Source organism: Mesorhizobium sp. M1365 (genome assembly GCF_040317865.1).
Taxonomy (GTDB): domain Bacteria; phylum Pseudomonadota; class Alphaproteobacteria; order Rhizobiales; family Rhizobiaceae; genus Mesorhizobium.
Genome location: NZ_JAMYLG010000004.1, coordinates 17,923 through 37,039 on the forward strand (window position 1 = coordinate 17,923; position 19,117 = coordinate 37,039).

15 protein-coding genes are annotated in these 19,117 nt (G+C 63.9%); 2 read left to right on the top strand and 13 right to left on the bottom strand.

The window, feature by feature from the left end; all coding sequences use genetic code 11:
* Positions 1 to 110: 110 nt before the first annotated feature.
* From NKH04_RS06205 to NKH04_RS06215, 3 genes are all read right to left on the bottom strand, one after another.
* Entirely contained in the window at positions 111 to 1,619 is a 1,509-nt protein-coding gene (locus tag NKH04_RS06205; RefSeq protein WP_353044063.1) for a sugar ABC transporter ATP-binding protein, read from the bottom strand.
* A 33-nt stretch (positions 1,620 to 1,652) separates the two neighbouring features.
* Positions 1,653 to 2,591: a sugar ABC transporter substrate-binding protein gene (locus tag NKH04_RS06210; protein WP_023674026.1), complete on the bottom strand. Its 939-nt coding sequence runs from the start codon at positions 2,589 to 2,591 to the stop codon at positions 1,653 to 1,655.
* Between the two features lie 133 nt (positions 2,592 to 2,724).
* A complete protein-coding gene (locus tag NKH04_RS06215) occupies positions 2,725 to 3,708 on the bottom strand; it encodes an ABC transporter permease (protein WP_502895673.1) in 984 nt (327 codons plus the stop codon).
* 308 nt (positions 3,709 to 4,016) lie between these two features.
* Between NKH04_RS06215 and NKH04_RS06220 the strand changes: the two genes are divergently transcribed.
* Positions 4,017 to 4,979, top strand: a complete 963-nt coding sequence (locus NKH04_RS06220) for a sugar-binding transcriptional regulator (protein ID WP_031211026.1) — start codon at positions 4,017 to 4,019, stop codon at positions 4,977 to 4,979.
* On the opposite strand, the gene NKH04_RS06225 is transcribed toward NKH04_RS06220, so the two are convergent.
* The 7 genes from NKH04_RS06225 to NKH04_RS06255 all read right to left on the bottom strand — a co-directional run bounded on the left by NKH04_RS06225 (position 4,976) and on the right by NKH04_RS06255 (position 14,809).
* A complete protein-coding gene (locus NKH04_RS06225; protein ID WP_353044064.1) occupies positions 4,976 to 6,469 on the bottom strand; it encodes a xylulokinase in 1,494 nt (497 codons plus the stop codon). The two genes, NKH04_RS06220 and NKH04_RS06225, sit on opposite strands and share 4 nt — an antisense overlap.
* A gap of 20 nt (positions 6,470 to 6,489) precedes the next feature.
* The gene (locus NKH04_RS06230) at positions 6,490 to 7,812 is read right to left on the bottom strand and encodes an NAD(P)H-dependent oxidoreductase (protein ID WP_353044065.1); all 1,323 of its coding nucleotides are present in this window, start codon (positions 7,810 to 7,812) and stop codon (positions 6,490 to 6,492) included.
* A gap of 203 nt (positions 7,813 to 8,015) precedes the next feature.
* On the bottom strand, positions 8,016 to 9,122 hold the full coding sequence (locus NKH04_RS06235) for a mandelate racemase/muconate lactonizing enzyme family protein (RefSeq protein ID WP_352821837.1): 1,107 nt from the start codon (positions 9,120 to 9,122) through the stop codon (positions 8,016 to 8,018).
* 50 nt (positions 9,123 to 9,172) lie between these two features.
* Positions 9,173 to 9,898 carry a GntR family transcriptional regulator gene (locus NKH04_RS06240; RefSeq protein ID WP_353044066.1) on the bottom strand — a complete coding sequence of 242 codons (726 nt, stop codon included), beginning with the start codon at positions 9,896 to 9,898 and terminating at the stop codon, positions 9,173 to 9,175.
* Between the two features lie 294 nt (positions 9,899 to 10,192).
* Positions 10,193 to 11,347: an efflux RND transporter periplasmic adaptor subunit gene (locus NKH04_RS06245; RefSeq protein WP_352466107.1), complete on the bottom strand. Its 1,155-nt coding sequence runs from the start codon at positions 11,345 to 11,347 to the stop codon at positions 10,193 to 10,195.
* A 16-nt stretch (positions 11,348 to 11,363) separates the two neighbouring features.
* Positions 11,364 to 14,543 carry an efflux RND transporter permease subunit gene (locus NKH04_RS06250; protein ID WP_352473392.1) on the bottom strand — a complete coding sequence of 1,060 codons (3,180 nt, stop codon included), beginning with the start codon at positions 14,541 to 14,543 and terminating at the stop codon, positions 11,364 to 11,366.
* Entirely contained in the window at positions 14,537 to 14,809 is a 273-nt protein-coding gene (locus NKH04_RS06255; RefSeq protein WP_031211028.1) for a hypothetical protein, read from the bottom strand. Before NKH04_RS06255 ends, NKH04_RS06250 begins: the two co-directional genes overlap by 7 nt.
* 253 nt (positions 14,810 to 15,062) lie before the next feature.
* On the opposite strand from NKH04_RS06255, the gene NKH04_RS06260 reads away from it, so the two are divergent.
* Positions 15,063 to 15,644 (top strand): TetR/AcrR family transcriptional regulator, encoded by a 582-nt coding sequence (locus NKH04_RS06260; RefSeq protein ID WP_031211029.1) that lies wholly within the window; start codon positions 15,063 to 15,065, stop codon positions 15,642 to 15,644.
* A 548-nt stretch (positions 15,645 to 16,192) separates the two neighbouring features.
* On the opposite strand, the gene NKH04_RS06265 is transcribed toward NKH04_RS06260, so the two are convergent.
* From NKH04_RS06265 to NKH04_RS06275, 3 genes are read right to left on the bottom strand one after another with little or no spacing between them, the layout of a single operon-like run.
* Positions 16,193 to 17,215, bottom strand: a complete 1,023-nt coding sequence (locus NKH04_RS06265) for a LacI family DNA-binding transcriptional regulator (protein ID WP_352473391.1) — start codon at positions 17,213 to 17,215, stop codon at positions 16,193 to 16,195.
* Between the two features lie 59 nt (positions 17,216 to 17,274).
* Positions 17,275 to 18,069, bottom strand: a complete 795-nt coding sequence (locus NKH04_RS06270; RefSeq protein WP_352473390.1) for an ATP-binding cassette domain-containing protein — start codon at positions 18,067 to 18,069, stop codon at positions 17,275 to 17,277.
* 3 nt (positions 18,070 to 18,072) lie between these two features.
* Positions 18,073 to 19,059, bottom strand: a complete 987-nt coding sequence (locus NKH04_RS06275; protein ID WP_352473389.1) for an ABC transporter permease — start codon at positions 19,057 to 19,059, stop codon at positions 18,073 to 18,075.
* Positions 19,060 to 19,117 lie beyond the last annotated feature (58 nt).

Consider the following 19,117-nt stretch of genomic DNA (forward strand, 5'->3'; position numbering starts at 1 on the left):
CAACCGCCGTCCTCCGGAAATAAAGGGGCGCCAACTCTGTTGCTGGCGCCCCGCGCGGTCTGGTGCCCGGGAGGATACCACCTGCTGCGCTTTGTTTCGATGGGCTGTTCCTAGCTCGTGGCGAGTTCCATCACGGCGATATTGCTTGCTTCGCTGCGGTCGAGAATGCCGCGTTGCCGGCCGCGGCTCAGCACCAGCACGCGATGCGACAGGCCGAGAACTTCCTCGAGGTCGGAGCTCACCACCACCACCGCCATGCCGGAGCGGGCAAGGTCGGCGATGACATCATAGATCGCGGCGCGTGCACCGACGTCGATGCCGCGCGTCGGCTCGTCCAGGATGAATACCTTGGGCGGGCGCGACACCCATTTGGCGATGATCACTTTCTGCTGGTTGCCGCCAGAGAGCTTGCTGACCGCCTGGTTCGGCCGGCCCTTGACGCCGAGCCGGCGAATGCCGGCCTCGGCGAATTTCTGCACCGCCTTCGGGAACACCCAGCCATTCGGCGCGACATGGTCGAAATTGCCGATCGCCAGGTTCTCGCCGATCGTCTGGTCGAGCACCACGCCCTGCGCCTTGCGGTCTTCCGGTACCAGGACGACGCCGGCCTTGATCGCCGCCGCCGGGCCATTGAGATGCACCGGCTTGCCGGCGACGCGCACCGATCCCGATGAGATCGGATCGGCACCGGCGATCGCCCGCACCAGCTCCGTGCGTCCGGCGCCGATCAGCCCGGCAATGCCGAGGATTTCGCCGGCCCGCACTGAAAAGCTGACATTTTGAAAGCTGCGTTCCGGCGAGGACAGGTTCTCGACCTCGAGCAGCGTGTCGTTGCCCGGCGCCGATACCGTAGGGAACATCCGCTCGACACTGCGGCCGACCATTTGCTCGACGACGGTGCGCACCGGAATGTCGGCGCGCTCGTGCCGGGCGACGATGCGCCCGTCGCGCATCACCACCACGCGATCGGCGATCTGGGCGATCTCGTCCAGCCGGTGGCTGATATAGATGAAGGACATGCCTTCCGCCTTGAGCTTGCGGATCTGCTGGAACAGGAGCTCCGTTTCCTCGCCGCCAAGGGCTGCCGTTGGTTCGTCGAAGATCAGCAGCTCGGCATTGAGCGTCAGCGCCTTGGCGATCTCGACCTGCTGCTGGGCGGCGATACGCAGCGTGCGCACCTTGCGCTCGGGCGAGACATCGAGGCCGAGGCGCTTCAACTGGGCCGATGCCCGTGCATTCATTGCCGCGCGGTCGATGCGGCCGCCACGCATCGGCAGGCGGCCGACATAGACATTTTCGGCGACCGACAGATCGGGCAAGAGCTTCAGCTCCTGGTGGATCATGCCGATGCCGGCGTCGATCGCCGCGGCAGGATTGGCGGGGGAATAAGGGTTCCCCCGCCAGGAGATGGTGCCAGCATCGGGTTTGGTCGAGCCGGCGATGATGTTCGAGACGGTGGACTTGCCGGCGCCGTTTTCGCCAAGCAGCGCCACGACCTCGCCCGGCCGCACCTCGAAGCTCGCATCGGCCAGGACCTGCACCGGCCCATAGCTTTTGCAGAGGCCGCTGACGACGAGCCCGTTATTGGCGCTGTGCGTGTGGCGAGGATCGGTGGACATCGTTGCGCTCGTCGACTGCCGGACTGGTCTCAATCAGGGATGCTTGGCGATGAACTGCTCGACATTGTCCTTGGTGGTCAGCGTCGCATCCTGCAGCTGTTCGGCGGGAATGGTCTCGCCGGCCACCAGCTTGATTGCTGCGTCGACGGCGAGCCGGCCCATGCCCTGGGTTTGCTGCGTCGCGGTCACGTCGAAGACGCCGTCCTTCAGTGCCTTGAGCGCCGCCACATCGCCGTCGAAGCCGGCAACCCAGACCTTATGGCCGGGATTGGCGACCTTGACCGCCTGCGCCGCACCGAGCGCCAGCGCATCGGCCTGGCCGATGACGATCGACACATCTGGATGCGACTGCAACAGATCCTGCGTCAGCTTGAAGCCTTCGTCCTGATGCCAGCCTTCGCTCCACAATTCGCCGACCACCTTAATGTCGGGATAGCCTTTCAGCGCTTCGCCGCAGCCCTTCGAGCGGTCGACCTCGGGCGTCGTGCCCTTCTGGCCGTGGATGATGATCAGCTCGCCCTTGCCGCCGGCCTGCTTGGCGATGTAGTCGCAAACCGCCTTGGCCGATGCCACGCTGTTGGTTGCGATGAAGGTATCGCCGGGCGCGCCATCGGCGTTGCGGTCGACATTGACGACCGGGATGCCGGCAGCCTTGGCGGTCTTGGTCGGCACGGTGGCGGCGGTGGCGCCGGCTGGAATATAGATCAGCGCATCGATGTTCTGCGTGATCAGGTCCTGCACCTGGCTGACCTGGGTCGCCGAATCGCCCTTGGCGTCGACGGTAACGACCTCGATGCCCTTTTCCTTGCCGTAGGCTTCGACGGACTGCTTGATCTGGTTGAAGAAGTCGGCCTGCAGATTGGCGACGGCGAGGCCGAGCTTTTTGGCCTCCTTGGCCGAGGCCATGTCGGACAGGCCAAGCAGCGGGATGACGGCCGCGGCGGCAAGCAGCAATGAACGTTTGGTCAGCATGTTTATTCCTCCGTTGATGTTCAATCTGTCCTGCCCGCGCATCGCGGCGCCCCTTGGCCGAACAACTCCCAGTTTCGGATCACCGATCCGTTTTCGCCCGAATATCGGGGCGAATCTCATCGAGCCCCATTCTTCATTGTGCTCGGCGCCGCCACGTGTCGGTGGCCACCGCCAGCGCGATCACCACGCCGATAACCACTTGCTGGATGAAGGGCGAGACACCGAGCAGGTTCAGCCCGTTGCGCAGCACGCCGATGATGAGGACGCCGATGGCTGTGCCGCCGATCGAACCGACGCCGCCCGACAGGCTGGCGCCGCCGATCACCACCGCCGCGATGGTGTCGAGTTCGTAGCCAAGGCCGGAGCTCGGCTGGACGGAATCGAGCCGGGCGGCAAGCACGATGCCGGCGAGACCGGCCAGCACGGCGCAGATCGCATAGACCCAGTTTGTCAGCGACTTGACTGGTATGCCGGACAGCCGGGCGACTTCGGCGCTGCCGCCGATTGCGTACAGGCTACGGCCGGTAGCGCGATAATTCAGGAAGATCGCGAAAATGACGGCAAGCACGATCATCAGCCCGACGGTGACCGAGAGGAATCCGAAATGGCGGATTATCGACAGGCTGGTGAACCAGTCGGGAAAGCCGACGATCTGCGAGCCGTCGGTGATCATGTTGGCGAGGCCGCGCGCCACCGACATCATCGCCAACGTGGCGATGAAGGGCGGAAGCTTGGTGACCGTCACCAGCAGGCCCGAAACCAGGCCGCAAAGACCGGCGACGACGAGGGCCGCGGCGATGCCGGCGGGCAGGCCGAGATTGAGATAGTCCGGATGGGCGACGAAGCCCATCACCATGGAAGCCAGCGCCAGCACCGAGCCGACGGACAGGTCGATGCCGCCGATCAGGATGACCAGCGTCATGCCGATCGCCATGATGCCGAGCACGGTGACCTGGTCGAGCACGTTGAGGATGTTGCGGATGGTCAGGAACGTGTCGGTGGTCAGCGAGAGCGCCAGGCACAGCAGCGCCAGCCCGATCAGCGGACCCATGGTTCCGGCAAAGACAGCCGAAAACCTTGCGCCCGCCGTAGCCTGCGCGCCAGAGCCTGCCTTCAACTCGCCTGCCTTCAAATTGCTTGCGTCGTTGCTCACAGCCACTTTGTCTCCTCCACAGCAATCCGGCGCTGCATCACCGGGCCACTTTGTTCACCAGGCCCCTCCCTGTGAACAATTTATCTTTAACATGCAATTTTGTTCAGCTAAACTGTTCGTCGGAAAATTGTCAAGGCCTGCCGCTTCATTCGATGACGGGTTTGCGCTGTCCGCCGGTTTGCCTTACGCAAGGTCTCCGAAATCTTGGGCATTTCGAAGTCGCCGGATTGGAATATCATGAGCAGAGCCGGCGGCTGCGGCAAGGCAAACAGATGACGATCGTAGAGAACGAAAGAGCCTCGCGCTTCCCCGACGCCGAACTCAAGGCCCGCGCCGCCTGGCACTATTACGTCGAGGGTCTTACACAGGAGCGGATTTCCGAAATTCTCGGCGTCGGCCGTATCAAGGTGCATCGCATTCTCTCCGCCGCCCGCGAAGAGGGTGTCGTCCAGTTTCGCATCCGCGACAGCGTCGTCGAATGCGTGATTTTGGAGGAAAGCCTCAAGCAGCGGTTCGGGCTCAGCCAGGCTGTTGTCGTGCCGTCGGCGGCCGACCGAAGCAACGCGCCGCTGATGATCGGCCACGCCGCCGCCGCCTACCTGGCCGACCATGTGAATGCCGGCGATGTCATCGCACTGGGTTGGGGGCGGACACTGAAATTTGCCATCAATGAATTGCCGCGGCGGCCCATCGCCAGGACGACGGTGGTTTCGATGCTTGGCGGCCTCACCCATGCCCAGCCGCTTAACCCGACAGAAAGCGCCTGGGATTTCGCCGAAAAGATCGGCGCGGAGTGCTTCCTGCTGCCGGTGCCGGTCTATGCCGACAGGCCGGAGCAGCGCGACGCTTTCATGAGCCAGCGCAGCGTTCAGGACGTCGTCTTCCGTGCACGCCGGGCAAACATCGCCGTGCTTAGCGTCGGCTCGTTTTCCAACGACAGCCCGATCGCCAATTACGGCTTCATCAAGCCAAGCGAACTCGAGGAACTGCAGGCGGCCGGTGCCGTCGGCGATATTCTGTGTCATTTCATCGACGCCGAGGGCCGCCCGGTCGACCACGAGGTCAACCGCCGCGTCTGCGCCTATCCGCTGCAGGATCTGTCGGATATCCCGAGCATCATCCTGGTGTCGGGAGGCAGCGAAAAGGTAGCGGTAATGCGGGCTGCGCTCGCCAACACCAAGGTATCGGTTCTGATCACCGACGAAGACGCGGCCAAGGGCCTGCTCAACCGCTAGATTTCGCCGAGAGCGCTGAGGCGGGTGTGGATGTCGCGCGTCGCCTGATAAAGGTCGCGGTAGATTTCCTTGCGGCTGCGATAGGCGGCGACAAGCCCGTCGACCGGATCGACATGCCTGGTGGGAGCGGCAGCCATTGCCTGCGCGGCGGCTTCCGGCGAGGCAAACCAGCCGACAGCCGCTGCCGCCAGCATGGCAGCGCCGAGTGCGGCGGCTTCGTTGACCGGCGAAACCGAGAGCGGCCGCTCGAGCACGCTTGCCATGATCTGCATGAGCAGCGCGCAATTGGTGCCGCCGCCGGCGGCAATCATCGCCGCCGGTCCGCCGGCCTGGGCTTCCATGGCCTCGGTGGCGACGGCCTGCTCGAAGGCGATGCCTTCCAGGACAGCGCGGAAGAGATGCTCCGGCCGGTGATCGAGCGACAGGCCGACAATGGCGCCGCGCGCGGCACCGTCCCAATACGGGCTCATGACGCCGGCCCAATAGGGCATGATGAGCAGGCCCTCGCTGCCCGCGGCAACATCCAGCGCCACTTTCTCCAGCGCTGCCGCCGAGGGCGAACCGGTGGTTCGCACGATCCAGTCGACCAGCTGCATGCCCGAGCGCAGCACGGTCTCCAGCATGAAACCGGAGCCGGTCGGCGAAACCAGCGTGCGAAACGCGTCCGAGGTTTTCACCTTGCCGGAATAGCAGCCGCTGACCACGCCGGAGCCGAGCGAGAGATAGCTCTTGCCCTCGCCGTAGACGCCCATGCCCAGGCCCATCGCCTGGCCGTCCCCAGCGCCGGCAACGACCGGCGTGCCGGCCCTCAGGCCGGTCAGCTGCGCTATGCTTGCGGAAAGACTGCCGCAGACCACGCCTGGCGCGACCAGCTCGGGCAATTGCTCCATCTGCAGTCCGGCGGCCGCAACGAGGCGGGGATGCCAGGTACCTTTCTCGACGTCGAGCAGCCCGAGCGGATCCGCACTTGCGGTGCTGGTGACCAATCGCCCGGTCAGCCGCTGGACGAAGAAACCGTGCACGTCGACCAGTGCCGCTGCCTGGCGAAGCACTTGCGGCTGGTGCTCGGCAAGCCAGGCAATGGCGTAGAGCGCCGGCGTCGGGTCCGGCGGCTTGCCGCTCCAGTCGCGGATCGCCTCGCGGCCGAGTTCGGCCGAAAGCCTGATAACTTGCGGCCGGGCGCGTTCGTCCAGCCACAGGATTGCCGGCATGAGTGCTTTGCCGGCGCTGTTCACCAGCGTGAAGGTCTCTCGCTGGTGAGCGATGCAAACCGCCGCCACCCGCGCAGCGCCGACCGCCTCGGTGACCTGCTTCAATGCGCCAAGCAGCGCCGTCCACCACTGTTCGGCCTCCTGCTCGAAATGGCCGGGCTTCGGATTTGAAAGCGGGTACGGCTCGCGCGCCTGGAACAGCTCCTCGCCGGCGCGGGTGAAGGCAATCGCCTTCACGGCCGTGGTCGAGGCGTCGATCCCGATTACGACATCGTCCATCAGGCGGAGATCCGGCGGGGTCAGGCTGCGTTTGTAACGAACCGTCCGTCCGACTGGTCGAGACGGCGGCGGATCTGGGTTATCACCATCGAATCGTCGGGTACACAATTTTCATAGGTCAGGAAGTCGCCGGTCTTGAGCGGCTTGACCACCTTGGCGCGTTCGGCAAGGCCGAGCGGCAGGGCGCCACGGGCGCGCGCATCCCCCCAGGTCATGGCGAAGCCGCGATAGTCGTTCTCGCCGATCATGCCGAGCGACTGGCCAACGCCAAGATCGCACTTGGCGACCGCGACCGCCTCGGCCACAGGATGGTCGAGCGGCTCCATGTCGGCCCGCTTGTAGACCACGGCGCGCGCCGCCGACAGCGGCACTTCCAGGCTGGTCAGATGATAGGGCCGGAAGATCGTGAAATAGGGGCCCTTGCCGACCTTGAGGTCGATCATGCGCTCCAGCACACGCGGGTGCCGGGTCTCGATGATGCAGAACACGCCGGGCGCCACACCCTTGCCGATCGAGTAATCGACAACGCCCTTGCGGTGCAGCACGCCGCCATCCTCGCGTGGGCAAAGCACGCTTGCGAGCTCCTCCAGCGTCGCGGTCGGGCCGTGCATTCCTGGCACATCGGGCACCAGCCCGGTCGCATTGGCGATCGCCACCATCTCGATCGCCGTCTTCGAGCCGTCGACGAATTCGACCAGCATGCGCGCATTCATGTTGCGCTCGGCCGCCTCCTTCTCGTAGTCGGCCGGCATGGCGTCGATCTTCAGCGGATTGTTCTTGCCCTTGCCGGCGGCGATGATGTTGAAGCCGAGGCTCTTGGCAAAGCCGATGATCTCCAGTGTGCAGGCCGGCTCGTCGCCGGCCGCACCGGTATATACGACGCCGGCTTTACGCGCTTCGTCTTTGAGGAAGCGGCCGATGGTGATATCGGCCTCGACATTGAGCATGACGATGTGCTTGCCGTTCTTCATCACTTCCAGCGCGAACAGCGTGCCGATATTGGGATTGCCCGTTGCGTCGATGATGACGTCGATCCGGCCGGCCGCCGCCAGCGCATGCAAATCTTCGGTCACCGCGATCTTGCCGGCCTCGATGGCGCGGTCGATCGAGGCCGCATTGCCGGCCTGGACGATGTCGGAACGGTCATGGCCAGCGAGCAGCGCCGCGTCGATCGCTGCCTGCGGCCTGACTTCGGAAATAGCGCCGATCCGCATGCCCGGCATCAGCGCGACCTGGACGACGATGTCGGTGCCCATCTGCCCGGCGCCGGCAAGCCCGATGGTGATCGGCCCCTGCTGTTCAGCGCGCTGCAGAAGTTCCGCTGCAAATTGCGGATGGGACATGTCGCTTCCTCCAGTTCCTGACGCGCCGCAGCGTCCAAATCAACGTTTTGAACATTTCTATTTGCAAATGAAAAATATTTCAACCGGCAATTGGGCATTGTCGTTCTGCAATCGGCCGAAGACGATTGGATGAGCGGTCAATCCGCACGGCAGTCAGAGGGACGCGGCATATTCAGCTTGATTGGGTGCAGCCTTGTTGCAGCTCAGCTGCCGATTTCGAAGAAGGGCGCACCGAGCAGGCCGGGAACGACATCGATGCCGAGGCCCGGCCCATCCGGAATGCCCATACGGCTTCCCGAAACCGGCGGCATGTTGGATGCGGTGCGCACCGTCACCCACTCATGAAAGGCGATGGCGTGCAGCCGGCGCTCCTCCGGCGTCGACAGCGACAGATGCGCCATAGCCGATGTGTCGATCTCGGCGCCGCCAGTGTCCTCGACCGTGATCATGAAGCCGAGGTCGACGGCAAGGTCGCGGATCTGGCGCGTTTTGGTGACGCCGCCGAGGCGTGAGATCTTCAGCGTCAGCCCGTCGGCCGCGCCCTTGCGATGGATATCGAGCATATCATCAAGCGAGGCGACGGATTCATCGAGCACCATCGGCTTGTCGAGCGAGCGGCGCACCGACAGGCATTCGTCGATCGTCGTGCAGGGCTGCTCGAACGTGTAGTCGATGGTGCGCGTCGCATCCACGAACTGGCGCGCCTGGTAAGGCGTCCAGCCGGCATTGGCGTCGCAGAAGATGACGGTGCCCTTCGGCACCGCGGCGGCAACGGCTGTGACGCGTTCGATGTCGTCATGGACGTTGCCGCCGACCTTGACCTGCAGCCGGTGAAAGCCGTCCTTGACGATGCGCTTGGCGAGTGCGGCCATCGCGTCGACCGTGCCGTGGGTGACGACTTTGTAGAGTTCGGCCGTCACGCTCTCGCGTCCGCCGAGCAGGGTGACCAGCGGCACGTCGGCGGCGCGCGCCGCAAGATCCGAGCACGCCATGTCGAGCGTCGACTTGATGTAGGGATGGCCCTTGAACACCGTGTCCATCAGCCTGTTGATACTGGCAAGCCCGCGTGGGTCATGGCCAATGAGATGCGGCGCGATCTCGACGACACCGGCGCGAGTACCCGCAGCGAAGGCAGGCGAATAGAAATTGCCAAGCGGCGCCATCTCGCCCCAGCCGGTGAGGCCGCTGTCGGCGGTGACGGCGACGATCACCGCGTCGAACGCATCGGCGACACGCCCCTTGGACATACGGTAAGGCCCGTCAACGAAAGGCTGTACGACATGGTAGGCCTTGATGGTTTTGATCTGCACGTTTTCTGTCCGTTGTCTGTGTTCCGGGATGTCCGTCAAATTTGTCGGGCTCAGCCGCCTTTAGGTCGGCCGGCACGATCGGCGCCGGCGCCCTTTGAGCCGCGCTGTTCCAGCCCGCGCGCATAGGCGAGCAATGCCTCGAAATCGAAATCGATGTGCTCCTTGGCATGGCGCTGGGCAGCGGGCATGTCGGTGCCCTTGAGCAGCCGCACATAGGTCTCGTGGACGTCTTCGGCAGGCACCGGCTCGTTGCGCGCCCGCTGGTGCAACGCGAAATACATCTGCAGCCGGCTGGTCAGCCGTTGCCACGTTTCAAGCAGCACCGAATTGTCGGCCCATTCGTGGATCAGGCCATGCAGTTGCAGCGCTGTTTCGATCTGCCGCGTGGTGTCCAGGTCGCGCGTCGCCTGCTTCACCGCCGCATGACGCCGGTCGAGTTCGTCGAAGAAGCGCTGGTCGCGAAGCGGCCAGGTCCGCGCGATGGCGAACTCGTCGAGCACCTTGTTGAGCGAATAGGCGTCGTCGATGTCCTTGGCGGTGACGTCGATGACAAAGGTTCCGGCGTAGGGAATGCTGGTCAGGATGCCTTCCTGCACCAGCTCGCGCATCGCCTCGCGCAGCGGCGCGCGGCTCACCCGCATCTGCTCGGAAATCCTGAGTTCGTTGAGCTTCTGTCCAGGTTCCAGCTGGCCGGTCAGGATCGCCCGCCGGAGCAGCCCTACGATCTCGGCCCTGCGTGTCGTATCCGCGATCGGACTGAAATCCAGCTTTGTCATTCGGCTGCTCCAGGGAACCGAAATCAAGACAAGCAGATTGTCGACAATCTAACAAGAGGCGGGTTGTGGATTTCTTGACTTCCGCTTGGCCGGCTGGCTTGCGGCGCCGGCAAGGCCGTCAGGCCGCACGGCCGCAAAGACCGACCCGTTCTTCATCGCTGAACATCACACCGGCTTCTCGAAGCCGGCGTATGTAGCGCTTTCCCCAAGGAATTGCGTAGAACGAAACATAGCAAAACGGCGCCCTTGGCGTGGGAGCCGAGGGCGCCGCGGAACCGGACCTGATGGGGGTTATCAGGTGGCCGGTTTCTCGGGCAGCGGCGAGACCGGCATTCCCGGGCCGATCTTCTGCAGATTGCCGGTAATCACCCGGTCGCCTTCGGCCACACCGCTCAAGATGGCGACCTGATCGCCATTGGTCGGTCCGAGCGAAACGATACGCTGGTCGACCGTGTTGTCCTTGCCGACGACATAGAGGTATTTGCCGAGCTGGCCTGAGCCGAGTGCCGTCTGCGGTACCATCAGCGCATCGGGCTGCTCTTTGACGTGCAGCCGGACGCGGACATATTGGCCGGGCAGCAGCGTGAACTTGCCGTTGCCGATCGTCGCCCGTGCCGTGATCGTGCCGGTCGAGCGATCGATCGTGTTGTCTATGAAGGTAAGATCGCCCTTCTGGCGCGGTTCCGTTTCACCGGGAAGCAGGACGTCGACACTGATCGGTCCCGCGGCCCGGGCTTCCTCGATCTGTGTCAGGTCCGTTTCGCTCGGATTGAAGGTGACGTAGATCGGATCGAGCTGCACCAGCGAATTGAGCACGGTGCCGGCAACGCTGACCAGCGTTCCAACGGAAGCCTGGCTGCGTCCGATGCGTCCCGCGAACGGGGCACGTATTTCGGTATAGCTCAAGTTGAGCTCGGCGGTCCGCAAGGCGGCCTGGTTCACGGCGAGCGAGGCCTGAGCCTCACGCAAGGTGCTGGTGCGCTGGTCGAACACGTCCTTGGCGAGATAGCCGCTCTTGGCGAGTTCGCTGCCGCGCCCGAGATTGGAGCGCGCATAGTCGAGCGTCGCCGTGTCGCGCTGGATAAGCGCCTTCGCCTGCTCGAGGGCAGCCTGAAAATCCTCCGGCGCGATCTTGTAGAGAAGGTCGCCCTTCGCAACGTCGCTGCCGTCGGTGGCAACCTGCTCCTGCAGATAACCCGGCACGCGCGCCTGCAGCGTGATGCTGCGGATCGGCTCCACCCGGGCGGCGTAGTCGAGATAGATCGGGATCGTCTTCTTGACGACGCTCACCACCGGCACCGGCATGACAAAGGCTTCCGGCTTGGGTGTCGCCGCCCCGGCTGTGCCCGCGTTGAGGCTGAGGCTGCCCATGTCGAGCAGGTGAACGCTCGCCACCGAAATCGCCCCAAGGGCGACGGCCGTTCCCAGCGCGATTTTCCATTTACGCATGATCAATTCTCCAGTCCTATTCGGCGGCTTCGGCCAATGGCTCGAAGGCGGGTTCGGCAGTTGGTTGTTCGGTCGCTTCGGAAACCGGTTCGCTCTCGCTGCGGCGCTCGCGCAGCTGCTCGATCACCGCATAGAAGACCGGCACGAACACCAGCGACAGGATCGTCGCCGCGACCATGCCGCCAAAGACGGTGGTGCCGATCGACTGCCGGCTTGCGGCACCTGCACCTGTAGCGAACATCAGCGGCAGCACGCCGAGGATGAAGGCGAAGGCGGTCATCAGGATCGGTCGCAGCCGAAGCCGCGCCGCTTCCATCGCGGCGTCGACGATGCTGAGGCCTTCTTCGCGCCGGCGCCGGGCAAACTCGACGATCAGAATCGCGTTCTTGGCCGCCAGTCCGATCAGCATGACGAAGCCGATCTGCGAATAGACATCGATCTGCATGCCACGCAGCCACAGCACGACGAACGCACCGAAAAGTGCGAGCGGCACCGCCAGCAGCACCATGAACGGCATCGCCCAGCTCTCATATTGCGCGGCGAGGATCAGGAAGACGAAGACGATCGCGAGACCAAAGACCACGGATGCGATCGATCCCGCCTTGAGCTCCTGATAGGTGATGCCGGTCCATTCGTAACCGAAATCTCTCGGCAACGCCGTGGCAGCGGCACGTTCCATCGCCGCCACCGCCTGGCCGGACGAAAAGCCGGGCGCGGCGCCGCCATTGATCAGGGCCGACGCATTGTTGTTGTAATGCGGCACGGTCTCGGGGCCGACGATCGGCACAAGCTTGCCCAGCGTGCTCAGCGGCACCATCCCACCCGAGGCATTGCGGACATAGAGCCGCGAAATGTCGGCCGGACCGGCGCGAGAGTCCTTGTCGGCCTGGATCGTCACCCGGAAGGTGCGGCCGAACAGGTTGAAATCGTTCACATAGAGCGAGCCGAGATAGATCTGCAGCGTATTGAACACGTCCGGCAGGTTGAGCCCGAGCAGCTTCGCCTTGGCGCGATCGAGATCGTAGTTGAACTGCGGCGTCGAGGTCGAGAACGACGAGAACAATTGCTGCGGGTTGAGCTCGGGCTGCTTGCGCGCCTCGGCAATCACCGCTTGCGTCGCATCGTTGAGCGCCACGCTGCCGCGGCCGGTCAGGTCCTCGACCTGGAACTCGAAGCCACCGGTGGTGCCGATGCCCGGGATCGACGGCGGGTCGAAACTCAGCGCAAAAGCCTCCGGAATTTGCAGCAGCTTGTTGCGCACATCGGCGACGAGCTTCGAGGCGCTCTGGTCGGGGCCGCGTTCGTCCCATGGCTTCAGGATGGCGAATTCGACCGCCGAGTTCGACTGCGCGGCGCTGGTCAGGAAGTTCAAGCCGCTGATCGAGCCGACGATGTCGACGCCGGGCGTGTTCTGCAGGATGTCGCGTGCCTTTTGCGCCACCGCGTCGGTGCGTTCCAGCGAGGCCCCGTCGGGGAGCTGGATGACGACGAAGAAATAGCCCTGGTCCTCGACCGGAAGGAAGGTCGAGGGCAGGCGCTGCCAGACGAAATAGGTCGCGACAAGTCCGGCCGCGAACACGCCAAGCATGATCCAGCGCAGGCGGATGAGAATGCGCACACCATTCGCATAGGCATGCGCCAGCCGTTCGAAGCCCATGTTGAACCAGCGGAACAGCACGAACTGTGTTTCCGGCCGGTGGCGCAGGAAGGCAGCGCTGAGCGACGGGGTAAGCGTCAGCGAGACGAAGGCCGAGATGCCGAAGGAGATCGCCACAGTCAGGGCGAACTGGTTGTAGAGCCGGCCGGACACGCCGGGAATGAAGGCAACCGGCACGAACACAGCCATCAGCACGGCGGTCGTGGCGATGATCGGGCCGGTAACCTCTGCCATCGCGGTACGCGTGGCAGCCAGCGGTTTGAGGCCGGCCTCAAGTTGGCGTTCGACATTCTCGACGACGACGATGGCGTCGTCGACGACGAGGCCGATCGCCAGCACCATGCCGAGCAGGCTGAGCATGTTCAGTGAGAAGCCAAGCATATGCATGACGGCCAGCGTCGCCACCAGCGACACCGGAATTGCGATCGTCGGGATGATCGTGGTGCGCCAGCTTTGCAGGAAGATGAACACCACGGCGACGACCAGGACCAGCGCTTCGCCGAGCGTGATCAGCACGTCGTGCATTGAGGCCGAAACGAAACGTGTCGTATCGTAATGCATGGCGTAGCTGACGCCCTTCGGGAAACGGGCCGACAGCTCCTGCATCTTGTCCTTGACACGCTGCTGCAGATCGAGCGCGTTGGAGCCCGGCATCTGGTAGACCGCGAGCACCACCGTCGGGTCCTTGCCGAAGAAGGCCGACGACGAATATTGCAGCGCACCGAGCTCGATGCGCGCAACGTCGCGCAGCCTGACCAGCGAGCCGTTGGCGGTATTGGCCCGCACGACGATGTCGCCGAACTCCTTGGGATCGCTCAGCCTGCCGACGGCGTTGACCTGCATCTCGAAGGCGGTGCCGGCGGGAGCCGGTGATTGCCCGATCTTGCCGGCCGCCACCTGGACGTTCTGCTCGGCGACGGCGTTCTGCACGTCGACGGCAGTAATGCCGAGATTGGCGAGCTTGTCGGGGTCGAGCCAGATGCGCATCGAATAGCGCCGCTCGCCGAAGATCTGCACGTCGCCGACGCCGGGCAGGCGCTTCAGCGGATCGACCACCTGCAGATAGGCGAGATTGCTCAGCGCGACCGGGTTGACGGAACCGTCCGGCGAGGTGAGGTCGACGATCAGGACGAAGTTCGGGTTCTGCTTCTTGATCGTCACGCCGCCCTGGTTGACGATGGCCGGCAACGAGGAAGCCGCCTGCGAAACGCGGTTCTGGACGTCGACGGCCGCCGTGCTCAGATCGTAGCCGACGTCGAAGGTGATGGTGATCGTCGAGGAGCCGTCATTGGAGCTCGACGACGACATATAGGTCATCCCCTGGACGCCGTTGATCTGCTGTTCGAGCGGCGTCGTCACCGTGTCGGCGACGACCTGCGCGCTGGCGCCCGGGTAATGGGCGCTGACCACGACCTGGGGCGGCGTGATGTCGGGAAACTGCGAGACGGGCAGGAGGAAATAACAGATCGCTCCGGCGAGCACCATGATGATGGCGATCGCCGACGCAAAGATCGGACGATGAATGAAGAAGTTTACCATGAGATGCAAGCCTCGCCCGATGCTCTGGCCCGGCCAAACGCCCTAGCTACCCTGGACAGCCGCCGGCTGCGTGTTGAGCCGGAATCTTCGAGAAAGCCGAAATCTTCAAGGCGGCGCGGCGCATTGCGGCGCTCGGCCTGCTCATCCGCCAGCGCACGCAGCATCGCCTCGAAAGACCGCGGGTCGACGCGGTCGGCCTTCATCAGCATGCGGATCATCGGATCCCTCACGACTTCATCGATCGTCAGATCATTGCGCTGCGACATCGAAGCGGCTCCTGGTTTTTGGTGATCCGCGGCAAGCCGCGGATCGGGTGTTTTCTTGCTCGCCGGCCGAGGCCGTAAGGTGCGGTTCGTCCCCTTGCCGATCGGGGCGCGGCTGGTGGCCGGCACTTGCGAGTTTGACATGATGCAATGCGGGTGTTACAGGTAAGTAACATCTCTAACGTTACAGACCGGTAACACCCTAGTCAAGAGGTGCACCGAGGGAATTTCGGGAAACGCAATCACGGAGGTTTTGATGACAGACGGTGTTGTGGAGCGTGTTCGCCCCCGGGACAGGATCCTGGAGACGGCACGGGACATGTTTCACAAGCATGGCATTCGCGGCGTCGGCATCGACGCCATCACCGAGGCCGCCGGCACCAACAAGATGACGCTCTACCGGCATTTCGAGTCCAAGGACGACCTGATCATCGAATGTCTGCGGGCGACCGCCTGCAGCGCCAACGCGATGTGGGAAAAGTTCGAGGCCGAGAATCCGGGCGACAAACTGGCGCAGTTGCATGCCTGGGTCCGGATGGCGGCCGATTGCCTGATGTCGGACCGTCGCGGTTGCGACATGGCCAACGCCGCCATCGAGCTGAGCGAGGCCGATCATCCGGCAAGGCAAGTGATCAAGGAACTCAAGGAAGCGCAGCGCGAGCGGCTGGTCTCGCTGTGTCGCGATGCCGGCATCGGACAGGCCGAGCTTCTTGCGGACACGCTGTCGCTGTTGCTCGAGGGCGCCCGCGTCAGCCTGCAAAGCGTCGGCGCCGAGGGCCCGAGCGCGCAGTTCGTCCGCATGGCGGAAGGCCTGATCACGTCTTTCAGGGCAAGATAATCTCGCAAGCGGCGAAACGATACGTGGCGTTTCGATTGCGGGCCGCGCCGCCGGGTGATGTCTGTCCCATCGCGATGTGCCATCTCGCGTCTCCTGTGCCGATCCTCCGCACCATGGCCGGCGCGGCGTTGATTGCTGGTCGTAAGGCAGGATAGGGCCGCCGGCGAACCGGTGAGAGTGACAAGTGTGACAGGATTCCGCCCGATAAGCCGCGGCGGTCGCAGCGAAGCTCATCGATCCGCGGATCAGCAAACGTGTCCGGTGCTGTCCCGACCGCAAGCATTGGCCGCTATCCCGGAGCTGGAACAAAAAAAGCCCGCTGCCGGGAGGAGGTGGCAGCGGGCTCGATTTCGAATACGGCACGGGAGGAGGTGTACCGCACTCAGCGTCGGCATCGCATCTGGGAGGAGTAGATGGCCGACACCTGCGAAATTATCGATTGCCCAATGATTCGGCAACCACAAAAGTTGCATAGGTGATGTGCAGATTTGCGGTATCAACCGAATTTTAACCATCGAGGCCCGAGCGACCATCGCCCTCGCGTGGCATCACTGCACCGGGACATTTTCCTTGAAGATCAGGCGCGGCTCGATGAATTTCCGCGTCAGATAGGGCGCCGACGAGGCGATCGAGCCGAGCAGGCGAATGACCGACTGTTCGGCGATCAGCCGCGCATTCTGGTCGATGACGACGTCGAGCAGATCGTCGACCAGATAGCCGCGCGTCTCGCGCGTCAGATCATGGCAGATGAACACCGGCTTCGTCTGCGGCCTGACTTCGAGCAATGCTTTTGCCACGCCCGAGCGCCCGGCGCCGATACAGTAGATGCCGAGCAGCTCCGGCTCGCTGTGCAGCGCCTTCATGGTCGCGGTATAACTGGCCTCCGGCTCATCGTTGATCTCAACGGCGCTTGTGACCGTCAGATTGGGGAACTCCTCGCCGAGCACGGAACGAAAGCCCATCTCGCGTTCCTCATGGCCGCGGTAGGAGCGTGAGCCGACGACCATCGCCAGATGGCCCTGGCGGCCGCCGAGGAACCGTCCCATCAGCAGCGCCGCGGTGCGGCCGGCCACCCGGTTGTCGATGCCGACATAGGCCGAGCGGGGCGCACCCGGAACATCGGACACCAGCGTGACCAGGCGGATGCCGGCCTCGACGATCTCGCGCAAGATGTTGCGCGTTCTCGGATGATCGATGGCGATGACGCCGACGCCGTTCGCCTTGAGCGAGAGGTTTTCGACGGCCGCCTGCAAGGCGCTCGGCGAGATGCCGGCGAGCTTGTGGATGCGGCAGGAGGCGACCAGCGGCAGGCGCGCCGCATAATCCTCGATGTGCCTGGCCAGATCGGCCATGAAGGCATTGCTGCCGATCGGCAGGAAGAATTCGAGATGCGCCGGCCGCGATGGCAACGCGACCTGGTCGACGACCGGCAGATAGCCGAGCTGCTTGGCCGCCTCCATCACGCGCTGCCGGTTGGCGGCACTGGCCCCCGGCCGGTTGTTGAGCACGCGGTCGACCGTCGCGGTCGACAGGCCGCAGCTCCTGGCAATATCCGAAACGGTGGCTTTCATGTCGCAACCATGTGGCGATGCGATCCAGTGCCTCGACGATCAGCCCGACCCCCGGCTGCTCAGCCGGGCCGTTGCGTGCCCTCGACCAGCGCGTCATGGATCTCCTTGTCCGACATGCCGGTGATGACACGTTCGACTTCGGCGACGCTGGTCTTCTTCGGGTCAATATCGTCGGCGACCACCTTACCGCGGCGCATGACGACGATGCGGTCGACCACCTGGAAGACATGATGGATGTTGTGGGCGATGAAGATGCAGGAATGGCCGGAATCGCGGGCGCTGCGCACGAAGCTCAGCACGCCTTGCGTTTCGGCGACGCCGAGATTGTTGGTCGGCTCGTCGAGGATGATGAGGTCGCTGTCGAAATGCATGGCGCGCGCAATCGCCACCGCCTGCCGCTCGCCACCGGAGAGCGAGCCGATCGGCGTCGTCGGCGGGATGTTCTTCGAGATGCCGACCTGCTTGAGCAGGTCGCGGGCAACCACGTTCATTGCCTCCTGGTCCATCCGATTGAGGAAGCGCGGCGGCTTGATCGGCTCGCGCCCGAGAAACAGGTTGCGGGCGATCGACAGCTGCGTCACCAGCGCCGAGTCCTGGTAGATCGTCTCGATGCCATGCGCGATGGCGTCGCTGGTAGTGCGCAAATTCACCTTCTTGCCGCGGATGAAGATATCGCCGCTGGTCAGCGGGACCGCGCCCGACAGCACTTTGATCAGCGTCGACTTGCCGGCGCCGTTGTCGCCGAGCAGGCCGACGATCTCCCTTTCGTTGACATGGAAATTGGCATCAACCAGCGCCTGCACGCGGCCATAGGACTTGCGGATATTTTCCATGCGGACAAGCGGTTCGGCCATGGTTCAAGTCCCTGCCTGATGCCGGCGTTCCAGCCATGAATGGAGCGCCATCATGCCGAGGATGATGGCGCCGATGAAAATATTATAGGCAAGGCCCGGCACACCGATCAGCACGATGCCGTTGCGCATCACGCGCAGGATCAGGATACCGAGCACCGTGCCGATGATTGTGCCGCGCCCGCCTGTCAGCGCCGTGCCGCCGATCACCACCATGGCGATGACTTCGAGCTCGTAGCCGGTGCCGCTGTTGGGGTTGGCCGCCGAGGTGCGCAGCGAGGAGATGACCCCGGCAAGCGAGGCCAGGATCGACGACAGGATGAACAGGCCGATCTTGACACCGCTGACATTGACGCCGCGCGCCCTTGCAGCACTCGGGTTGCCGCCGGCTGCCTGGATCCAGTTGCCTGTCCGGCTCTGCGTCAGCACGTAACCGAGCGCGATTGCGGCGGCGATGAACCAGAACAGCGACATGTAGATACGGAACGGCCCGATGAAGAAATCGCCGACCAGCGCTTCCGCCAGCCAGCTGCCCTCGGCGCTCCAGGTCCGCTGCGGAAACCCGTTGGTGACGAACAAAGCGGTGCCGCGCACCACCAGCAGCATGCCCAGCGTCACCAGGAAGGACGGGATCTTGAGCTGCGTCACGAACCAGCCATTGACCAGTCCAATGAACGCAGCGACCACCAGCGCAATGACGAAAGCAGCTTCCAGCGAGGCGACGCCGCTGTTGAACAACGTCCACATCAGGACCGGCGAGAAGCCGAACACCGAGCCGACCGAGAGATCGAATTCGCCTGATGTCATCAACAGCGTCATCGCCAGCGCGATCAGCCCGAGCTCGACCGTGAAGGCCAGCGTGTTCGAGATGTTTTGCGGCGACAGGAAGTCGTGGTTGATGCCCCAGAACACGGCGATCTCGATGACGAGCAGCACGAACGGCCCGAACTCGGGCCGCGCGATCGAGCGTTGGATAAGAGAACGATTTTCCACCTTGGACCCGCGATAGGATTGGATTTGGCCGCGACCGCAACCGGCTTCGGCGGAATGC